Annotated in this window: 15 protein-coding genes, 2 tRNA genes and 1 pseudogene; 14 read left to right on the top strand and 4 right to left on the bottom strand. The window is 69.9% G+C overall.

Going from position 1 to position 18194, the window contains the following annotated elements; translation table 11 throughout:
• Positions 1-394: 394 nt before the first annotated feature.
• The 10 genes from dnaN to ABTY62_RS19340 all read left to right on the top strand — a co-directional run bounded on the left by dnaN (position 395) and on the right by ABTY62_RS19340 (position 12080).
• Complete coding sequence (gene dnaN, locus ABTY62_RS19295) at positions 395-1525, top strand: DNA polymerase III subunit beta (protein WP_352130619.1); 1131 nt, start codon at positions 395-397, stop codon at positions 1523-1525.
• 90 nt (positions 1526-1615) lie between these two features.
• Positions 1616-2494 carry a phosphogluconate dehydrogenase (NAD(+)-dependent, decarboxylating) gene (gene gnd / locus ABTY62_RS19300; protein WP_352130620.1) on the top strand — a complete coding sequence of 293 codons (879 nt, stop codon included), beginning with the start codon at positions 1616-1618 and terminating at the stop codon, positions 2492-2494.
• Between the two features lie 46 nt (positions 2495-2540).
• Complete coding sequence (recF, locus tag ABTY62_RS19305) at positions 2541-3743, top strand: DNA replication/repair protein RecF (protein WP_352130621.1); 1203 nt, start codon at positions 2541-2543, stop codon at positions 3741-3743.
• Complete coding sequence (locus tag ABTY62_RS19310; protein ID WP_352130622.1) at positions 3740-4273, top strand: DciA family protein; 534 nt, start codon at positions 3740-3742, stop codon at positions 4271-4273. Before recF ends, ABTY62_RS19310 begins: the two co-directional genes overlap by 4 nt.
• 333 nt (positions 4274-4606) lie before the next feature.
• Positions 4607-6649, top strand: coding sequence for a DNA topoisomerase (ATP-hydrolyzing) subunit B (gene gyrB / locus ABTY62_RS19315; protein WP_352130623.1), 2043 nt, complete (start codon positions 4607-4609; stop codon positions 6647-6649).
• 44 nt (positions 6650-6693) lie between these two features.
• On the top strand, positions 6694-9321 hold the full coding sequence (gene gyrA, locus ABTY62_RS19320) for a DNA gyrase subunit A (RefSeq protein WP_352130624.1): 2628 nt from the start codon (positions 6694-6696) through the stop codon (positions 9319-9321).
• 144 nt (positions 9322-9465) lie between these two features.
• Positions 9466-10056 (top strand): DUF3566 domain-containing protein, encoded by a 591-nt coding sequence (locus ABTY62_RS19325; protein ID WP_352130625.1) that lies wholly within the window; start codon positions 9466-9468, stop codon positions 10054-10056.
• A gap of 61 nt (positions 10057-10117) precedes the next feature.
• Positions 10118-10191: transfer RNA gene (locus ABTY62_RS19330), tRNA-Ile, on the top strand.
• Between the two features lie 186 nt (positions 10192-10377).
• Positions 10378-10512 (top strand): DLW-39 family protein, encoded by a 135-nt coding sequence (locus ABTY62_RS19335; RefSeq protein WP_003958712.1) that lies wholly within the window; start codon positions 10378-10380, stop codon positions 10510-10512.
• 179 nt (positions 10513-10691) lie between these two features.
• Positions 10692-12080 carry a hypothetical protein gene (locus ABTY62_RS19340; protein ID WP_352130626.1) on the top strand — a complete coding sequence of 463 codons (1389 nt, stop codon included), beginning with the start codon at positions 10692-10694 and terminating at the stop codon, positions 12078-12080.
• Between the two features lie 40 nt (positions 12081-12120).
• Here the strand turns inward: ABTY62_RS19340 and ABTY62_RS19345 are convergent, their stop codons facing one another.
• Both ABTY62_RS19345 and ABTY62_RS19350 read right to left on the bottom strand, forming a co-directional pair.
• Positions 12121-13707, bottom strand: a complete 1587-nt coding sequence (locus ABTY62_RS19345) for a serine/threonine-protein kinase (RefSeq protein WP_352130627.1) — start codon at positions 13705-13707, stop codon at positions 12121-12123.
• A gap of 48 nt (positions 13708-13755) precedes the next feature.
• Positions 13756-14301, bottom strand: coding sequence for a helix-turn-helix domain-containing protein (locus tag ABTY62_RS19350; RefSeq protein WP_014177978.1), 546 nt, complete (start codon positions 14299-14301; stop codon positions 13756-13758).
• Between the two features lie 117 nt (positions 14302-14418).
• On the opposite strand from ABTY62_RS19350, the gene ABTY62_RS19355 reads away from it, so the two are divergent.
• A tRNA-Ala gene (locus tag ABTY62_RS19355) sits at positions 14419-14491 on the top strand.
• A gap of 330 nt (positions 14492-14821) precedes the next feature.
• Here the strand turns inward: ABTY62_RS19355 and ABTY62_RS19360 are convergent.
• Together ABTY62_RS19360 and ABTY62_RS19365 are read right to left on the bottom strand one after the other, a co-directional pair.
• Positions 14822-15754: a M56 family metallopeptidase gene (locus tag ABTY62_RS19360; RefSeq protein ID WP_352130629.1), complete on the bottom strand. Its 933-nt coding sequence runs from the start codon at positions 15752-15754 to the stop codon at positions 14822-14824.
• 6 nt (positions 15755-15760) lie between these two features.
• The gene (locus ABTY62_RS19365; RefSeq protein ID WP_352130630.1) at positions 15761-16150 is read right to left on the bottom strand and encodes a BlaI/MecI/CopY family transcriptional regulator; all 390 of its coding nucleotides are present in this window, start codon (positions 16148-16150) and stop codon (positions 15761-15763) included.
• A 453-nt stretch (positions 16151-16603) separates the two neighbouring features.
• Here ABTY62_RS19365 and ABTY62_RS19370 point away from each other — a divergent pair, with 453 nt between their 5' ends.
• The 3 genes and pseudogenes from ABTY62_RS19370 to ABTY62_RS19380 all read left to right on the top strand — a co-directional run bounded on the left by ABTY62_RS19370 (position 16604) and on the right by ABTY62_RS19380 (position 18018).
• Positions 16604-17188: a TerD family protein gene (locus tag ABTY62_RS19370; RefSeq protein ID WP_352130631.1), complete on the top strand. Its 585-nt coding sequence runs from the start codon at positions 16604-16606 to the stop codon at positions 17186-17188.
• Between the two features lie 28 nt (positions 17189-17216).
• Positions 17217-17769 (top strand): annotated as a pseudogene (locus ABTY62_RS19375) (TerD family protein).
• Between the two features lie 72 nt (positions 17770-17841).
• Positions 17842-18018, top strand: coding sequence for a hypothetical protein (locus ABTY62_RS19380; protein ID WP_352130632.1), 177 nt, complete (start codon positions 17842-17844; stop codon positions 18016-18018).
• Positions 18019-18194: the final 176 nt, after the last annotated feature.

The following is an 18194-nucleotide window of genomic DNA, read 5'->3' on the forward strand; positions in this document are numbered from 1 at the left end:
TGGGGAAGGTGGGTAAAACTGGGGACGCAGCTGGGGAGAACCAGGGCTCGCCTGTGCATCGAGTGTGCAGAACTCTTCGGCATCCACAGAAGACCGTGGTTGTCCACTGCCTCCACCCACAGGGTCAGTGGATAAAAAATCGGTGCTGACCTGCGAGAAGTCAGTTGTCCACGGTTTCCACAGGGCCTACTACTACGACCACTCAGTTAGAGCGGGAAATTCGCTTCGAAGTGGGGCCTGTGCACAACCGGGCACCGAGCCGCCCGACACCTCGGGCGCCGATTTGACCCGGAGCCGCACCGACTGTCGGCGGCGTACGTCAGACTGGTCTCCGGCGATTGCGCCGACGACGAAGGCCAGCAGGGCGAGCCAGCAACAGCAGGAGGCGGTTCCGGTGAAGATCCGGGTGGAGCGCGATGTACTCGCGGAGGCAGTGGCCTGGGCGGCCCGCAGCCTTCCGGCCCGTCCGCCGGTGCCCGTCCTCGCAGGCCTTCTGCTGAAGGCGGAAGACGGTGCCCTCAGCCTTTCCGGCTTCGACTACGAGGTCTCGGCCCGTGTGTCGGTCGAGGCCGATGTGGAGGACGGCGGCACGGTCCTGGTCTCCGGCCGTCTCCTCGCCGACATCTGCCGCGCTCTCCCCAACCGCCCTGTGGAGATCTCCACCGACGGTGTGCGGGTGACCGTCGTCTGCGGCTCGTCGCGATTCACACTCCACACCCTCCCTGTGGAGGAGTACCCGGCCCTGCCGCAGATGCCGACGGCGACCGGCACCGTGCCCGGCGATGTGTTCGCCGCCGCCGCGGCGCAGGTGGCCATCGCGGCCGGCCGCGACGACACCCTGCCGGTGCTCACCGGTGTGCGGATCGAGATCGAGGGCGACACGGTCACGCTGGCCTCCACCGACCGCTACCGCTTCGCGGTCCGCGAGTTCCTGTGGAAGCCCGAGACGCCGGACATCTCCGCGGTCGCGCTGGTGCCCGCCAAGACGCTCCAGGACACCGCCAAGTCGCTGACCAGCGGTGACACGGTGTCTCTCGCGCTGTCCGGCTCGGGCGCCGGCGAGGGCCTGATCGGCTTCGAGGGCGCCGGGCGCCGGACCACGACCCGGCTGCTCGAAGGCGATCTCCCGAAGTACCGCACGCTCTTCCCGACCGAGTTCAACTCCGTCGCGGTGATCGAGACGGCTCCGTTCGTGGAGGCCGTCAAGCGCGTCGCGCTGGTCGCCGAGCGCAACACCCCGGTCCGGCTGACCTTCGAGCAGGGCGTGCTGATCCTGGAGGCCGGGTCGAGCGACGACGCACAGGCTGTGGAGCGCGTCGACTCCCAGCTCGACGGCGACGACATCTCGATCGCCTTCAACCCGACGTTCCTGCTGGACGGGTTGAGCGCGATCGACTCCCCGGTCGCCCAGCTGTCCTTCACCACGTCGACCAAGCCCGCGCTGCTCAGCGGCAAGCCGGCCGTGGATGCCGAGGCGGACGAGGCGTACAAGTACCTGATCATGCCGGTGCGTCTCAGCGGATGAGCGGGTGTTGCCCACAGCTGAGCGGCAACACGTGGGCGTAGGCTCGGACTCAGGTGCGAAACGCAATGACTACGGCATAAAGGATCACTGATGGAGCTCGGTCTCGTCGGTCTCGGCAAGATGGGCGGCAATATGCGCGAGCGCATCCGCCGCGCAGGTCACACCGTCATCGGGTACGACCGCAACCCGGACGTCGCCGATGTCCACAGCCTCGGCGATCTTGTGGACAGGCTGAAGGGACCGCGCGTGGTGTGGGTCATGGTGCCGTCCGGCATCGCGACCCAGACCACCATCGACGAGCTGGCCGAGCTGCTGTCGCCCGGCGACATCGTGGTCGACGGCGGCAACTCCCGCTGGACCGACGACGAGAAGCACGCCGAGCAGCTGAACGCCAAGGGCATCGGCTTCGTCGACTGCGGCGTCTCCGGCGGCGTCTGGGGCCTGGAGAACGGCTACGCGCTGATGTACGGCGGGGCCGCCGAGCATGTGGCGAAGGTCCAGCCGATCTTCGACGCGCTCAAGCCCGAGGGCGACTTCGGCTCGGTCCACGCGGGGAAGGTCGGTGCCGGCCACTTCGCGAAGATGGTCCACAACGGCATCGAGTACGCGATGATGCAGGCCTACGCCGAGGGCTGGGAGCTGCTGGAGGCCGTGGACTCGGTCACCGACGTCCGTGAGGTCTTCCGCTCCTGGCGCGAGGGCACCGTCATCCGCTCCTGGCTGCTGGACCTCGCGGTCAACGCCCTGGACGACGACGAGCACCTGGAGAAGCTGCGGGGCTACGCGGAGGACTCCGGCGAGGGCCGCTGGACCGTCGAGGCCGCGATCGACAACGCCGTGCCGCTGCCCGCCATCACGGCCTCGCTCTTCGCCCGGTTCGCGTCCCGCCAGGACGACTCCCCGCAGATGAAGATGATCGCCGCACTGCGCAACCAGTTCGGCGGCCACGCGGTCGAGAACAAGAAGTAAACCAGCCCCCGCAAGGGAGCCGCCGGGGGAGGTCGGCGCCGCCACCATGCATGTCACGCATCTGTCACTCGCCGACTTCCGCTCGTACGCCCGGGCCGAGGTCCCCCTCGGGCCGGGCGTCACGGCTTTCGTAGGGCCCAACGGCCAGGGCAAGACCAACCTCGTCGAGGCCGTCGGCTATGTGGCCACGCTCGGCAGCCACCGCGTCTCCTCCGACGCCCCGCTGGTGCGGATGGGCGCGGACCGGGCGATCGTGCGGGCCGCGATCGTCGAGGGAGAGCGGCAGCAGCTGGTCGAGCTGGAGCTGAACCCCGGTAAGGCCAACCGGGCCAGAATCAATAGATCCTCGCAGGTCAGACCGCGTGATGTGCTCGGCATTCTGCGTACGGTCCTGTTCGCGCCCGAGGATCTGGCCCTGGTCAAGGGGGATCCCGGCGAGCGCCGTCGCTTCCTGGACGAGCTGGTCACCGCCCGTTCGCCGCGCATGGCGGGGGTCCGCGCCGACTACGACCGGGTGCTCAAGCAGCGCAACACCCTGCTCAAGACCGCCGCGCTGGCCCGGCGCCACGGCGGCCGCGGCTCCGGCGGTGACGCGGCGCTGTCCACTCTGGACGTATGGGACCAGCATCTGGCGCGGGCCGGTGCCGAGCTGCTCGCCCAGCGCCTCGATCTGATCGCCGCGCTTCAGCCGCTGGCCGACAAGGCGTACGAGCAACTGGCCCCGGGGGGCGGCCCGGTCGGGTTCGACTACCGCAGCTCCGTCGGTGACGGCCTGGCGGCCTCGGGCACCCGCGAGGAGCTGTACGAGCAGCTCTCGGCCGCGCTCGCCGCCGCCCGTAAGCAGGAGATCGAGCGCGGGGTGACGCTGGTCGGCCCGCACCGCGACGATCTGGTCCTCCGGCTCGGCGAGCTTCCGGCGAAGGGCTATGCGAGCCATGGCGAGTCCTGGTCGTATGCGCTGGCCCTGCGCCTGGCCTCGTACGACCTGCTGCGCGCGGACGTCACGTGGGGGGCCGGCGGGCCATCCGCCGAGGCCGGAGACGGCGGGGCGGGCCGACGGGCGGGCGAGCCGGTGCTGGTGCTCGACGATGTCTTCGCGGAGCTCGACGAGCGGCGCCGGGAGCGGCTGGCCGAGCTGGTGGCGCCCGGGGAGCAGGTGCTGGTCACGGCGGCCGTGGAGGACGACGTCCCCGGTGTGCTGGCGGGCGCCCGCTACGCGGTGTCCGAAGGGGAGGTGCGGCCCCTGTGACCGAGCAGTCCGGGCCCCCGCCCACCCCGCCGGAGCCCTCGGGGGTCGACCTGGCGCGGGTGGCGCTGCGCGCCGCCAAGGAACAGGCGCGCGCCCGTGGTGCGGCGGCGCAGCAGAAGAAGCAGGCGCGTCGAGGGGGCTTGCGCTCCGGCGCGCGCGCGGACGGGCGTGATCCGCTGCCGCTCGGCGCCGCGATCAGCCGGCTGATCACCGAGCGGGGCTGGGAGACCCCGGCCGCCGTCGGCGGGGTGATGGGCCGCTGGCCCCAGATGGTGGGGCCTGAGGTGGCGCAGCACTGTGAGCCGCTGCGGTACGACGAGGAGGCGCGGGTGCTGACGGTGCGGTGCGACTCGACGGCGTGGGCGACCCAGCTGCGGCTGCTGGCTCCGCAGCTGGTGGCCCGGCTCAACGCGGATCTGGGCCAGGGCACGGTGAAGCTGATCAAGGTTTTGGGCCCGGGCGGCCCGGCCCGGCGTTACGGATCGCTGCGCGCCCCCGGCAGTACGGGCCCCGGGGACACCTACGGCTGACCTGGCGGTCTGTGTGCTCCTGTGCGCCCCCCGCGGGGGCGGTGCGGGTCGGCTGTGCAGGGGGTGGCCGCTGGGGCGTCTGTCATGGTTGCCGGTGGTTGACGTCCCGAAGCGCTGAGTGGCGGTGTGAGCCTCTTAAACCCCGTCCCCAGATATGGGGAGTCGGTGGCGACCGGTTCAGGGCGGCACATGCGTACTCAGGCACCGGCAAGCCCCCATTCTTGTCGGCGCTACCGGTAGACTGGGCGCGTACACCGTCGCCGCTTGCGCACCGAGTGCTTGCGGAAACATGTTGAACGACGCAGCCGCTCCCGCCTGCCCCGGAGACGGCTCGTGCTGTGCCAGAAAGGGCGCTTCGTGGCCGATTCCGGCAACCCCAACGAGAACATCCCGTCCGAGATCCCGTCGAAGGACGGCGATGAGGCTCTGGCCTCGCCGTCTTACGACGCCAGTGCGATCACCGTCCTGGAGGGCCTGGACGCGGTCCGCAAGCGACCCGGTATGTACATCGGTTCCACCGGTGAGCGCGGCCTCCACCACCTCGTCCAAGAGGTGGTGGACAACTCCGTGGACGAGGCCCTTGCCGGTCACGCGGACGCCATCGAGGTGACGATCCTGCCCGATGGCGGGGTCCGCGTGGTCGACAACGGCCGCGGTATCCCGGTCGACCTCCACCCGGTGGAGAAGAAGCCGGCCGTCGAGGTCGTGATGACCGTGCTGCACGCGGGCGGCAAGTTCGGCGGCGGCGGCTATGCCGTCTCCGGCGGTCTGCACGGCGTCGGCGTCTCCGTGGTCAACGCGCTGTCGACGAAGGTGTCGGTCGAGGTCAAGCGGGACGGCTTCCGCTGGACCCAGGACTACAAGCTCGGTGTCCCCACCGCGCCGCTGGCCAAGAACGAGCCGGTCGCGGAGACCGGCACGACGGTCACCTTCTGGGCCGACCCGGACGTCTTCGAGACGACCGAGTACTCCTTCGAGACGCTGTCGCGGCGCTTCCAGGAGATGGCGTTCCTGAACAAGGGCCTGACCATCTCGCTGAAGGATGAGCGCGCGGCCCATGTGGACGAGGAGGGCAAGCCGCTCTCCGTGAAGTACTGCTACGAGGGCGGCATCGTCGACTTCGTGAAGTACCTGAACTCCCGCAAGGGGGAGCTGGTCCACCCCACGGTCGTCGGCTTCGAGGCCGAGGACAAGGAGCGGATGCTCTCGGTCGAGATCGCGATGCAGTGGAACACCCAGTACAGCGAGGGTGTCTACAGCTTCGCGAACACCATCCACACCCATGAGGGCGGTACCCACGAGGAGGGCTTCCGCGCCGCGCTGACGTACTTGATCAACAAGTACGCGCGGGACAAGAAGCTGCTCCGGGAAAAGGATGACAATCTCACTGGTGAGGACATCCGTGAGGGTCTGACCGCGATCATCTCGGTCAAGCTCGGCGAGCCGCAGTTCGAGGGCCAGACGAAGACGAAGCTGGGCAACACGGAGGCGAAGACCTTCGTCCAGAAGATCGTCCACGAGCATCTGGCCGACTGGCTGGACCGCAACCCCAACGAGGCGTCGGACATCGTCCGCAAGTCGATCCAGGCGGCGACGGCCCGGGTCGCGGCCCGCAAGGCCCGCGATCTGACCCGCCGCAAGGGGCTGCTGGAGACCGCGTCACTGCCGGGCAAGCTGGCGGACTGCCAGTCCAACGACCCGTCCAAGTGCGAGATCTTCATCGTCGAGGGTGACTCCGCCGGCGGCTCGGCCAAGGCCGGCCGCAACCCGCAGTACCAGGCGATCCTGCCCATCCGAGGCAAGATCCTCAACGTCGAGAAGGCGCGGGTCGACAAGATCCTCCAGAACAACGAGGTCCAGGCGCTGATCTCGGCGTTCGGCACCGGTGTGCACGAGGACTTCGACATCAGCAAGCTCCGCTATCACAAGATCATTCTGATGGCGGACGCCGATGTCGACGGCCAGCACATCAACACCCTGCTGCTCACCTTCCTCTTCCGCTTCATGCGTCCGCTGGTCGAGGCGGGCCATGTCTTCCTGTCCCGCCCGCCCCTCTACAAGATCAAGTGGGGCCGGGATGATTTTGAGTACGCGTACTCGGACCGTGAGCGGGACGCGCTGATCCAGGCCGGCCGTGAGCAGGGCAAGCGCATCAGGGAGGACTCGGTCCAGCGCTTCAAGGGGCTGGGCGAGATGAACGCCGAGGAGCTGCGCGTGACCACCATGGACGTCGATCACCGCGTCCTGGGCCAGGTCACCCTGGACGACGCGGCGCAGGCCGACGACCTGTTCTCGGTCCTGATGGGCGAGGACGTCGAGGCCCGGCGCTCGTTCATCCAGCGCAACGCCAAGGACGTCCGCTTCCTCGACATCTGAGTCGGCCCCGAGCAGCCGCAGACGACAGAAGGACTTGACCAGCAATGGCCGACGAGAACACCCCGAACACGCCTGAAGACACCGCCCAGGGGGCTGCCGCGACGCGCGTCGAGCCGGTGGGCCTCGAGACGGAGATGCAGCGCTCGTATCTCGACTACGCGATGAGCGTGATCGTGAGCCGTGCGCTGCCCGACGTCCGGGACGGCCTCAAGCCGGTGCACCGGCGTGTGCTGTACGCGATGTACGACGGCGGGTACCGCCCCGAGAAGGGCTTCTACAAGTGCGCCCGCGTCGTCGGCGACGTCATGGGCACGTACCACCCCCACGGCGACTCGTCCATCTACGACGCCCTGGTGCGGCTGGCCCAGCCGTGGTCCATGCGGATGCCGCTGGTCGACTCCAACGGCAACTTCGGCTCCCCGGGCAATGACCCGGCCGCGGCCATGCGCTACACCGAGTGCAAGATGGCCCCGCTGTCCATGGAGATGCTCCGGGACATCGACGAGGACACCGTCGACCTCCAGGACAACTACGACGGGCGCAACCAGGAGCCGACGGTCCTGCCGGCCCGCTTCCCGAACCTGCTGATCAACGGCTCGGCGGGGATCGCGGTCGGCATGGCCACCAACATCCCGCCGCACAACCTCCGCGAGGTGGCCGAGGGCGCCCAGTGGTTCCTGGCCAACCCCGAGGCCACGCCGGAGGAGCTGCTCGACGCCCTGATCGACCGGATCAAGGGCCCGGACTTCCCCACCGGCGCCCTGGTCGTCGGCCGCAAGGGCATCGAGGAGGCGTACCGCACCGGCCGCGGCTCGATCACGATGCGCGCGGTCGTGGAGGTCGAGGAGATCCAGGGCCGCCAGTGCCTGGTGGTCACCGAGCTGCCGTACCAGGTCAACCCGGACAACCTGGCGCAGAAGATCGCCGACCTGGTGAAGGAAGCCAGGATCGGCGGTATCGCGGACGTCCGCGACGAGACGTCCTCGCGGACCGGCCAGCGCCTGGTCATCGTGTTGAAGCGGGACGCGGTCGCCAAGGTCGTCCTCAACAACCTGTACAAGCACACCGATCTCCAGACGAACTTCGGCGCGAACATGCTGGCGCTGGTCGATGGGGTGCCGCGCACCCTCTCGCTGGACGCCTTCATCCGCAACTGGGTCGCTCACCAGATCGAGGTCATCGTCCGCCGGACGCGCTTCAGGCTGCGCAAGGCGGAGGAGCGGGCCCACATCCTGCGCGGTCTGCTCAAGGCGCTGGACGCGATCGACGAGGTCATCGCGCTGATCCGGCGCAGTGACACGGTGGAGATCGCGCGTACGGGCCTGATGGACCTGCTGACGATCGACGAGATCCAGGCCAACGCGATCCTGGAGATGCAGCTGCGGCGGCTCGCCGCCCTGGAGCGTCAGAAGATCATCCAGGAGCACGACGAGCTTCAGGCCAAGATCAATGAGTACAACGCGATCCTGGCCTCGCCCGAGCGGCAGCGGCAGATCATCAGCGAGGAGCTGACCGCGATCGTCGAGAAGTACGGCGACGACCGGCGCTCCAAGCTGATCCCCTTCGACGGCGACATGTCCATCGAGGACCTGATCGCCGAGGAGGACATCGTCGTCACGATCACCCGCGGCGGCTATGTGAAGCGGACGAAGACCGAGGACTACCGCTCGCAGAAGCGCGGCGGCAAGGGCGTGCGCGGCACCAAGCTGAAGCAGGACGACATCGTCGACCACTTCTTCGTCTCGACCACCCACCACTGGCTGCTGTTCTTCACCAACAAGGGCCGGGTCTACCGGGCGAAGGCCTACGAGCTGCCGGACGCGGGCCGGGAGGCGCGCGGCCAGCACGTCGCGAACCTGCTGGCGTTCCAGCCGGACGAGCAGATCGCGCAGATCCTGGCGATCCGGGACTACGAGGCGGCGCCGTATCTGGTGCTGGGCACGAAGTCGGGGCTGGTGAAGAAGACCCCGCTCAAGGACTACGACTCGCCGCGGTCGGGTGGCGTGATCGCCATCAACCTCCGGGAGACGGAGGGCGGCCAGGAGGACGAGCTGATCGGGGCGGAGCTGGTTTCGGCCGAAGACGATCTGCTGCTGATCAGCAAGAAGGCACAGTCGATCAGGTTCACGGCCACGGACGAGTCGCTGCGGCCGATGGGGCGGGCGACCTCCGGCGTCAAGGGCATGAGCTTCCGCGAGGACGACGAGCTCCTCTCGATGAATGTCGTCCGTCCCGGTACGTTCGTGTTCACCGCCACCGACGGCGGGTACGCGAAGCGGACGAATGTCGACGAGTACCGCGTCCAGGGCCGTGGCGGCCTCGGCATCAAGGCCGCCAAGATCGTGGAGGACCGCGGTTCTCTGGTCGGGGCGCTGGTGGTCGAGGAGACTGATGAGATCCTTGCGATCACGCTCGGCGGTGGCGTAATCCGTACGCGGGTGAACGAGGTCAGGGAGACGGGCCGTGACACCATGGGCGTCCAACTGATCAACCTGGGCAAGCGCGATGCCGTCGTGGGCATCGCCCGGAACGCCGAGGCCGGTCGTGAGGCTGAAGAGGTCGAGGACGAGTCCGAGACCGTGAGTGAGGCAGCCGAGGGGGCCGCGTCCGAGGGGGCCGCGTCCGAGGCGGCCGTGGGCACACCGCCCCCGGCCGACGAGACCGAGGAGTAAGTCGTGAGTGGAGCCACGGGTGCCGCGGCGGGCGGCGGAGCGGGTGCCGGTCAGGGGCCGGCGCCGGGAGCCGCACCCGCCGGGGGCGTATCGTCCGCTTCGGCGGGCGCCCGTGGCCCCGCCACCGACTCCCATGGGGGAACAGTGACGGACATCAGGCAGCCGCAGCCGCCGTACGAGGGTTACTCGAGCAGCCCGCTGCCCGGCGAGCGGGGGCAGCAGCCGCCCGCGCAGCCGTACCACCCGCCGCAGGCGTACGCCCCGCCGGCCGCCGGCGCGGCGCACGCCGCCAGGGGCGGCACGGGGCAGCAGCCGACCGCGGTGCGCCGGCCGCGCTCCGAGTCGGGCGCCCGCCCGGCCCCGCGTACGCGCAAGGCGCGGCTGCGGGTCTCCAGGGCGGACCCGTGGTCGGTGATGAAGGTCAGCTTCCTGCTCGCGATCGCGCTGGGCATCTGCACCGTGGTCGCCGCGGCGGTGCTGTGGATGGTCATGGACGGAATGGGCGTCTTCAGCGCGGTGGGCGGGACGCTCAGCGAGGCCACGGAGTCCAAGAAGGGCACCGGCTTCGACCTGGAGTCGTTCCTGTCGCTGCCGCGGGTGCTGGCCTTCACCTCGGTCATCGCCGCGATCAACGTGGTGCTGGCGACGGCGCTGGCCACCCTGGGAGCCTTCATCTACAACCTGTCGGCGAGCTTCGTCGGCGGGGTGGAGGTCACGCTCGCCGAGGACGAGTAGCGGCCGTCCGTAACCGATTTTGGGACAGGGCTGGTCGTGCGCTAATCTTTCGGTGCAGCGCGGGGCTATAGCTCAGACGGTTAGAGCGCTTCCCTGATAAGGAAGAGGCCACAGGTTCAAGTCCTGTTAGCCCCACCGGCGAGATCAGCCCGGACGGAGATCTTCTCTCCGCCCGGGCTGATTCCGTAGAGGCGCCCCGGCAGTTGATGAAACGGTCCTCGGTTGACCAATGCCGGGCATAGGTCACCGAACGGTATCGGCCGGTGTGTATCATCGGGCGCCAGAGGTCCCCTACGTCAAGGAAAGAGACGAGGTAGCGCGGTGAAGAAGCTTCTCCTGGTCGCACTGGCCGCCATCGGCGGGCTCCTCGTGTACCGCCAGATCCAGGCGGATCGCGCCGAGCAGGATCTGTGGACGGAGGCGACCGACTCCGTGCCCGCAGGTTCGGGTGTGTGAGACCAACAGCTCTGTACAGGGCCCCGACCGCTGGAGCGGTCGGGGCCCTGTCGGCTTTACTGGCGGCCGTCGCGGAAAAACGCGGCGATCCGGACCCTGTATTCACTCTTGCAAATAAATAGCTTGCATAAGCAAAGTTGAACGGGCCGTGCGGCCGGGACGACGAGGAGTGACCCCCGATGGATGACCGCAGCAAGGTCAGGACCGGCCTCGCCGCGGTCGCGGCGCTGTGCGCGGTGGCCACGATGCCCGGACTGGTCGGACCGGCCTGGGCCGCGCCCGCGGACGGGGCCGGTGAGGCCCGGCCGTACCGGACCGCGGGGACCTCGGTCCAGGGCACCGGCGAAGCCGAGGGAGCCCCGCTGCTGAAGCCGGGGCGCGGCTACGTCGACAGCATCGCCGGAGGTGAGAAACGTCACTACAGCGTCCAGCTGGACGCCACCTCCGGCGCGTATGTCTCGGCCGTCGCGGCGCCCCGGCCGGGGGCGGGCGTGGCCTCGTACCGTGACGGGCTCAAGGTGACGCTGGAGAGCCCCGACGGCACCATCTGCGGGAATTCCGACCGGAAGATCGAGGCGACCGGCGTGGCCTATCCGCTCGCCGACTACGCCGCGCGGCAGGTCGCCCCGGGCTCCGTGGCCTCCTGCCGGAAGGCGGGCCGGTATCTCGTCACGGTGGCCCGCCCGGCCGGCTCCCAGGACCCCGCCCGCTGGCCGCTGGAGCTCCGGCTGATGGTGGAGCCGCCGGTGAAGGGCGGGGACAAGGAGCAGGCTCCTGAGGGCAGTTGGCGCACCACGCCGCCGGACCCGCCCACGGGCAAGGCCCGGTGGCGGACGGGCGGCACGGCGTTCAACGACGCGCGTCCGCTGTCCACAGGGGTGTGGGCGGACCAGATCAGGCCGGGCGAGACCCACTTCTACCGGGTTCCGGTCGACTGGGGACAGCGGCTCGACGCCACCGCCGAACTGTCCGCCGCGAAGACGGGAGGGACGGCCGGTGTGAACGACGCACTGGGGCTCAGGGTCTTCAACCCGGCGCGCGGCCTGACGAAGAAGAGCTCCTTCGTCGCCTACGAGGGCCAGGAGGCGCGGACGGAGGTGGGCACCATCCCCGTGGCGTACGGCAACCGCACCGCGCGCGCGGAGTATTCGGTGCGCACCATGAGCTTCGCCGGGTGGTACTACCTGGCGGTCACGGTGAGTCCGGACGTGGCGCGGTTCTTCGATGACGCCGTGCCGCTCACCCTGCGGGTGCGGGTCTCGGGCACCCCGAAGGCCGGTCCTACGTACGACGGGGACGCGGTCCGGGCGGGCTTCGGCCTCACGGACGCCGACCGGCGGGAGGCCGCGCAGGGGCCGCGGACCACGGACGACGCCACGGGGGTGCGCGCCGGGACGGACAACGGCCGGCTGCGGATGGTGGGCTATGTGAGCTACGCCGTGGGCGGGTTGCTGCTGCTCGGGCTCGGAGGGTGGACGCTGGCGGCCCGGCGGCGCGCCCCGGCGGCCGTGGCCGCGGCGCCGGGGCCGGGCAGGCACCGGCGGTACGGGCCGCCGTCGTCCTGGTAGTCCGGCTCGGCCGCGCGGTGTCCGGTCGGTCGGGGGCCGGTCAGCCCGCGGCCAGTAACGCCCAGGTGCCGACCGCGAAGCACAGCGCCGCGGCGACCAGGATCGCGATCACTGCCTTGCGGGGCGGTCCGGGGCGGCGGTGGGTGGCGGCGGCGGGAACCTGCGGCTGCGGAGCGGTGTATGGACGAGTGGAAGGGAATTCGTGCCGGGCCGCCGGAGCGGAAGCGGTGGCCGGAGTGGGAGTGGGGGTGGGCGCATGCGTGGGCGGGAGGCCTGGCCGGCGCGGATCGAGCGGGGACCGCGGCGGCTGTGGAGGGCGTGCGGGCGCCGGATGAGGGGTCGGCGGCTGCGGGACCCCGGAGTACGGGGTGTGGGGGGCGTAGGGGGCTTGGGGCCGTGGCGGTGGCGGCAGCGGGGTGTGCGGCTCGGGCACCCGCGGCTGGGGTGCCGACGGCGGTTGTGGGGTCGGGTGCGGGGCCGGCTGTGGCGTGATCCCCGTGTGCGGCGTCTGGGGCTGTGGCGGGGGCAGTTGGAAGCTGCCGGTGTCCGACATCGACGGCTGCGAGCCGGAGGGCTGCGAGACGGGCCGCGAGACGGACGGCTGGGGGTCGGACGGCGGGGGTGTCACGGGCTCCTGGGGGGCCGGTGGCCGGGGCGTCGGGCCGGTGCCCGCACCCTCCGCGTCCCTGACTGTCCCCCGGTCGGTTTCCGTGCCGGTCTTCGTAGCCGAGGCTGCCCGCCCGGCCGGGCGGGTGGGGCCGTCGGACCCGAACCCCTCGGGGAGCGGCCCGAGATGGTCGAAGACCTCGATGACGTCGTCGTCGAGGGTGGGTTCCGGCAGCATCTCGGTGGCCGTGAGAAGCGCCTTGCGCGCCCCTGTGGCCGTGCGGAAGCGGTCCTCGGGATCGGGCTGGAGCAGATTCGCTATCACCTGCCACAGCGGCTCGGGCACCCCTTCGGGCGCGTTGGGCACGCCCTGCTCGAACACCTTGATCAGGGCGTCCGCGTCCGGCTTGTGCCCGCTGAGCAGATACAGCGCCACCAGCCCGACCGCGAAGAGGTCGGCCGGGAAGTCCGGCTCCTCGCCCATCATCTGCTCGGGCGCGAAGTAACCGGGCGTCCCCATGACGAAGTTGGCCTCGGTGAGCCGGGGTTCCCCCTTCGTCAGCGCGATGCCGAAGTCGGACAGCCGCAGATGCGGCCGACCGGTCCCGGTGGCCTCCAGCAGGATGTTCGCGGGCTTGATGTCGCGGTGCACCACGCCTTCCGCGTGCACCGCCGCAAGTCCGGAGAGCAACTGGTCCAGCAGCGTGCACACATAGCGCGGCGGCAGCGGGCCGTAGTCACCGATGAGGTGCCCCAACGAGCCGCCGCCCACCAGGTCCATGGTGAACAGCACCTTGTCGTCGTCCGCCGCCCAGCTGGCCGGTGCCAGCACATAGGGGTGGTCGATGCGCAGCGCCTGTTCCCGGACGAATCGCAGCAGGGTGTGCGCATCGCGCTGCTGCAACACCTTCGCCGCGACATACCGGCGGCGCCGGTGGTCCCAGACGCGCCACACGGCGCCCACGCCACCGCGCCCGATCGGGTCGACCAGCTCGTACCGGCCCGCGAAGACTTCACCCATCGCGCGGCCCCCGCCCACTCATCGGCTCGTCAGCAGTCCGTCAGCCCATCAGTTCTGGTGCGCCTCGTAGTGGGCGACCGCCTCGGCGGTCCGCCCTGCGCCGTACACCCGGAGAAACTCTGCCAGCTCCGGGTGCGTGGGGGCGAGGGTGTCGGCGGCGTCGATGATGTCGCCCGCGGCGGAGACCGAGCGCAGCAGCGACTGGATCTCGCGGACCACGCGCCGCACGGTCGGGGCGCCGGTGCTCGCCGTGGTCTGGGTGGTGTTCAGGACGGAGCCTCCCGCGGACTTCTTGATCTCTTCCATGCGCTCGGCGGCCTCCGCGGCGCTGACCCGGCCGTCCGCGGCCTGGCTCGACAGCTCTTGCAGGGCCTGTACCCGCTGGACGACGGCCGGGTTGCCGATCTTCGCGCGCTGGCCGCTCATCAGCTGCGAGAGCATCGGCGCGGACAGACCGAGGACGGCGGCGAGGCGGGCCTGGTTGAGCCCGAGGTCGTCGATGAGACGGCGGAAGAGCGCCCCCAGCGGTTCCCCGTACCAGCTGCGTTGCAGCTCCCGTGCGCGGGCGGTGGCATCCTGCTGTGCTGCGTCCATTCGCTCTCCCCTTCGCTTCGCGGCAGCGAATCTTGCGTGGCATCCTACGGAGGGCGGTACGCGCGAGCGATACCCGGTCGGGAAAGGCGGTCACGACCAGGTATCCTGATCGGCGATGGGGCCTTAGCTCAGTTGGTAGAGCGCCGTCTTTGCATGGCGGATGTCAGGAGTTCGACTCTCCTAGGCTCCACTCGTCAAATGCCCTCCGACTTGCGGGAACGTGGTTTCGGAGGGCATTTTCGTGCCCCATGGTGGGCCCATCCGTACCCACTCGACGTGTGGAGGACCCTTGACCGCAGGGGTTGCGCCCGCTCATGTCTCTGCGGGGATCTTCTGGGCCGGCCGTGGAAGAGCCGAACGGGCCGTGGTCCGCGACGCCTGCTTCGCTCCGGGATTGTCGCCGCATGAGTTCGACCTGTGATCTGGCCCCTGTGATCAGGGCACTGTTGTGGCCGGGGGACGCTCGCGCCGGCCACAGCGGCGTCTGAGGGGTTCGTTCTGCACGCGGCACCGGGGTGGACTAGAGCGAAGTGGCCTCGTGCAGCAGGAGGAGCATGGTCACCGCGGAGTTCGCTGAGAAGAGCGTGGACGCCACGGCACCGGCAGTGGCGCTCCAGAGGGCCATGCCCACCCTGGTGAAGGGCGGTGGCCAGGTGCGTTCCGTGGGTGGCGGAGAGAGCAGGGCCGCGACCCGGCGTGGCAGGGGGCCGGGTGCGGCCAGGGCGGCGAGTGTCGCTGCTGGCGTGCGGCGCGAGACGAGGGCGGCCTTGCCGATCGCACGGGCGACGGTCCTGCGGCTGTCGACGGCCTGGGCCGCCGCCTCGTCCGCCCACCGCTCCGCCGTGTAGGTCACGGTCGTGCGCAGGGGCAGCAGGAAGGGGTTGGCGCGGGCGGCCAGTTGGACGGTCAGCAGATAGCGGTGGTGCCGGGCGGCGAGGTGGGTGCGCTCGTGGGCGAACAGCGCGCGGCGCTCCCGGGATGTGAGGCAGGCCATCATGGCTGTGGACACCACAATCCGGTCACGCGTGCCACCGGGGAGCGCATAGGCATAAGGCTCGTCATCGGGGAGCACGGCCACCTCCGTGCGAGGTAGACCCGCCAGCGCCTGGTGGGCCCGCCGTCGTACCCGGTAGTGCCGCAGCAGCGCTTGGCCACAGCTCATGACGACCGTGATCAGCGCGGGAATCGCAGCCTTCCCCGCGATCTCGTGGTGCGGCACGCTCTTGCGTACCTCGGGGTCTGACCAGCCGTCCGGAAGTGGGTTGCCGGGCAGCTGTGCGGTGCCGACCACCATCAGCAGTGCCAGGCACAGGGTGCTGCACAGTGCCAGGACGACGGAGAAGCCGGTCAGCAGCACTGTGGCGGTGTGGGGGTGGAGGCGCTGCTCGGCCAGGCGCGCGATGGGCCAGGCGGTTAACGGCAGCACCAGCGGGAGGAAGACGAAGGCTTCCATGTGGTCTCAGTCTCCCGGTTCGTCGCCTGTCTGATCCAGCAGATCGCGCAGGAGTCGCTCGTCGTCCGTCGGCAGTGCGGTGATGAAACTGGCCAGCACCGCTTTCCGGTCCCGCTCGGCGTCGAGCACGCGGTGCATCTTCAGGGCGGCGAGCCCTGCATGGTCCGCGGTGGGCATCCACAGGAACGATCGACCCTCGCGCCTGCGGGTGACGGCGGCCTTGACCAGCAGCCGGGCCAGCACCGTCGTCACGGTCGTGTAGGCGACGTCGGCGGCCAGGTGGTCCCGCACCCAGCCCACGGACACGGGGCCGCGAGCGGCATGCAGTGCCGAGAGGACCTGCGTCTCCAACTCACCCTGCGGTCTGCGCTCACGGCGCGGGTTCGGCTCCGTCACTCTCCGTCTCCCTCTTGCTCGGGCTCCGCGCGTTCGTGAGTGTCACATCGTGTTGCCCGTCCAGCACCCTGCACCTGCGCAGCGCGGCAAGAACTTCTACAGTGTTGTAGATTCTAGCTCGGGTTCGCGCCGGAGCCCGAGCCACCGCCTGCGTGGAGGAGGGCGGCACCGCGCGGTCGGCCAGGGATACGCCTCGGGACCTGTGGGCACCGCCGCCGATGAGATAGCGGCGGCCGCGGCCGAGGAACACCGCAACTATCTCTCCGTACGCACTGTGGCAGAGCGTGGCCGGCAGCCGGATGTCGCGATACCTCGCCCCCTCAGAGGTGCCTCGATGTGGAGGCGGCCCGCGAGCGGTGGCGGCGGGGCCTTGTCGGAGCGCGGCACGCTGCCCTACCCGCGCCGCCACGTCCACGAGCCTCATGGTCCATGACGAAGAAGGAGAGACAAACTATGTCGGTCAACCTGAGCAAGGGACAACAGATCAGTCTGAGCAAAGCCGACGGCAGCGCACTGAGCTCTGTGCGCATGGGGTTGGGCTGGCAGGCCGCACCCCGCAAGGGCTTCCTGGCCAGGCTGACCGGACCTCGCGAGATCGATCTGGACGCCTCGGCCCTGCTCTTCGCCGACCGTCAGATGGCCGACGTCGTCTTCTTCCAGCACCTGGTCAGCAACGATGGATCCATCCAGCACACCGGGGACAACCTCACCGGCGGCACCGGCGCCGGGGAGGACGACGAGACGATCCTTGTCGACCTCACCCGGGTCCCCGCCCACGTGGATCAGATCGTCTTCACGGTCAACTCGTTCACGGGGCAGACCTTCGCCGAGGTGCAGAACGCGTTCTGCCGCCTGGTCGACGAGGCCACCGGACAGGAGCTCGCCCGCTACACCCTCAGCGGTGGCGGCAGCTCCACGGCACAGATCATGGCCAAGCTCTACCGCGATGGCGCGGGCTGGCAGATGAAGGCCATCGGCGAGCCTGCCGCCGGCCGGACCTTCCAGGACCTGATGCCCTCCATCACCACCCACCTGTGACGAAGGCGGGCCGGTTGATCCGGAGCAGGTGCCGCTGAGCAGACAGGCACCCGGCCTGACCGCGGTGACGGTCGGACTTGGCTGGCAGTCGGGAACCGGCCACGACCTGGACGCCAGCGCACTGCTGTGTGATCAGTCCGGGAAAGTGCTGTCCGACGATCACTTCGTCTTCTGCAACAACCTGAGCAGTCCTGGCGGTTCGGTCCGTCCCTCCGGCAGCGGGGGCCCGATGGGTGCCGGCGGAGACAACCAGCAGATCCACGTCGACCTTGCGAGGGTCCCGGCTGACGTCGCGAAGATCGTCTTCCCGGTGCCCATCTACGATGCCTTCGCCCGTGGCCAGAACTCCGGGCAGGTGAGCAGCGCCCACATGGGGCCTGACGGCCGGGGGGTCCGCGACCGAGACGGCGATGGTCTTCGGTGAGCTCTACCGCTATGGCGCGGAGTGGAAGTCCCGCGCCATAGGGCAGGGCTATGTCTCCGGGCTTGAGGGCATCGCTACCGACTACGGTGTGGACGTCCTGCGCGAGATGTCGAGCCCGGGATCCGCCACTTCGACCCCACTCACGGCCCTGGCATGACCACCGTGACGTGGTCACCGCAGTGGGGTGTGGCCCGGCAGATCCAAGCGTGCGGTGGGGTGCGCGCAACGGGTGCAGACCACCCCTCCGCCGTACTACACACCGCCTCAGCCGGGCTATCCGCAGCCGGCGCAGCAGGGCTACCCGCAGCCGGGCTACCCGCAGCCGGGCTACCCGCAGCCCGGCTATCCGCCCCAGCAGGCAGACCAAACCAGCAGGGTGGCCGCCGGTTCGGTACCGGCGCGCTGATCGGTGCCGGAGCGGCCGGCCTGGTCGGCGGTGCACTGCTCAACGAGGCGTTGAGCGACGATGACGAGCCGGATGTGATTGTCAACAACTACGACGAAGAGGAGTGACCGGGTGGCCTCGTCAGTGCCCGGCAGTCGTTTTCATCAGACCGCCGGGCGCGGGCGGGGCTCGGCGGG

The sequence above is a fragment of the Streptomyces sp. NPDC097640 genome (assembly GCF_040302705.1).
Taxonomy (GTDB): domain Bacteria; phylum Actinomycetota; class Actinomycetes; order Streptomycetales; family Streptomycetaceae; genus Streptomyces.

What these genes read in the sequence shown, in the direction of transcription:
- gyrA (WP_352130624.1), top strand. Translation starts at nt 6,694, where the DNA reads ATGGCCGACGAGAACACCCCGAACACGCCTGAAGACACCGCCCAGGGG.
- ABTY62_RS19340 (WP_352130626.1), top strand. Translation starts at nt 10,692, where the DNA reads ATGGATGACCGCAGCAAGGTCAGGACCGGCCTCGCCGCGGTCGCGGCG.
- ABTY62_RS19370 (WP_352130631.1), top strand. Translation starts at nt 16,604, where the DNA reads ATGTCGGTCAACCTGAGCAAGGGACAACAGATCAGTCTGAGCAAAGCC.
- recF (WP_352130621.1), top strand. Translation starts at nt 2,541, where the DNA reads ATGCATGTCACGCATCTGTCACTCGCCGACTTCCGCTCGTACGCCCGG.
- ABTY62_RS19345 (WP_352130627.1), bottom strand. Translation starts at nt 13,707, where the DNA reads ATGGGTGAAGTCTTCGCGGGCCGGTACGAGCTGGTCGACCCGATCGGG.
- gnd (WP_352130620.1), top strand. Translation starts at nt 1,616, where the DNA reads ATGGAGCTCGGTCTCGTCGGTCTCGGCAAGATGGGCGGCAATATGCGC.
- ABTY62_RS19350 (WP_014177978.1), bottom strand. Translation starts at nt 14,301, where the DNA reads ATGGACGCAGCACAGCAGGATGCCACCGCCCGCGCACGGGAGCTGCAA.
- ABTY62_RS19360 (WP_352130629.1), bottom strand. Translation starts at nt 15,754, where the DNA reads ATGGAAGCCTTCGTCTTCCTCCCGCTGGTGCTGCCGTTAACCGCCTGG.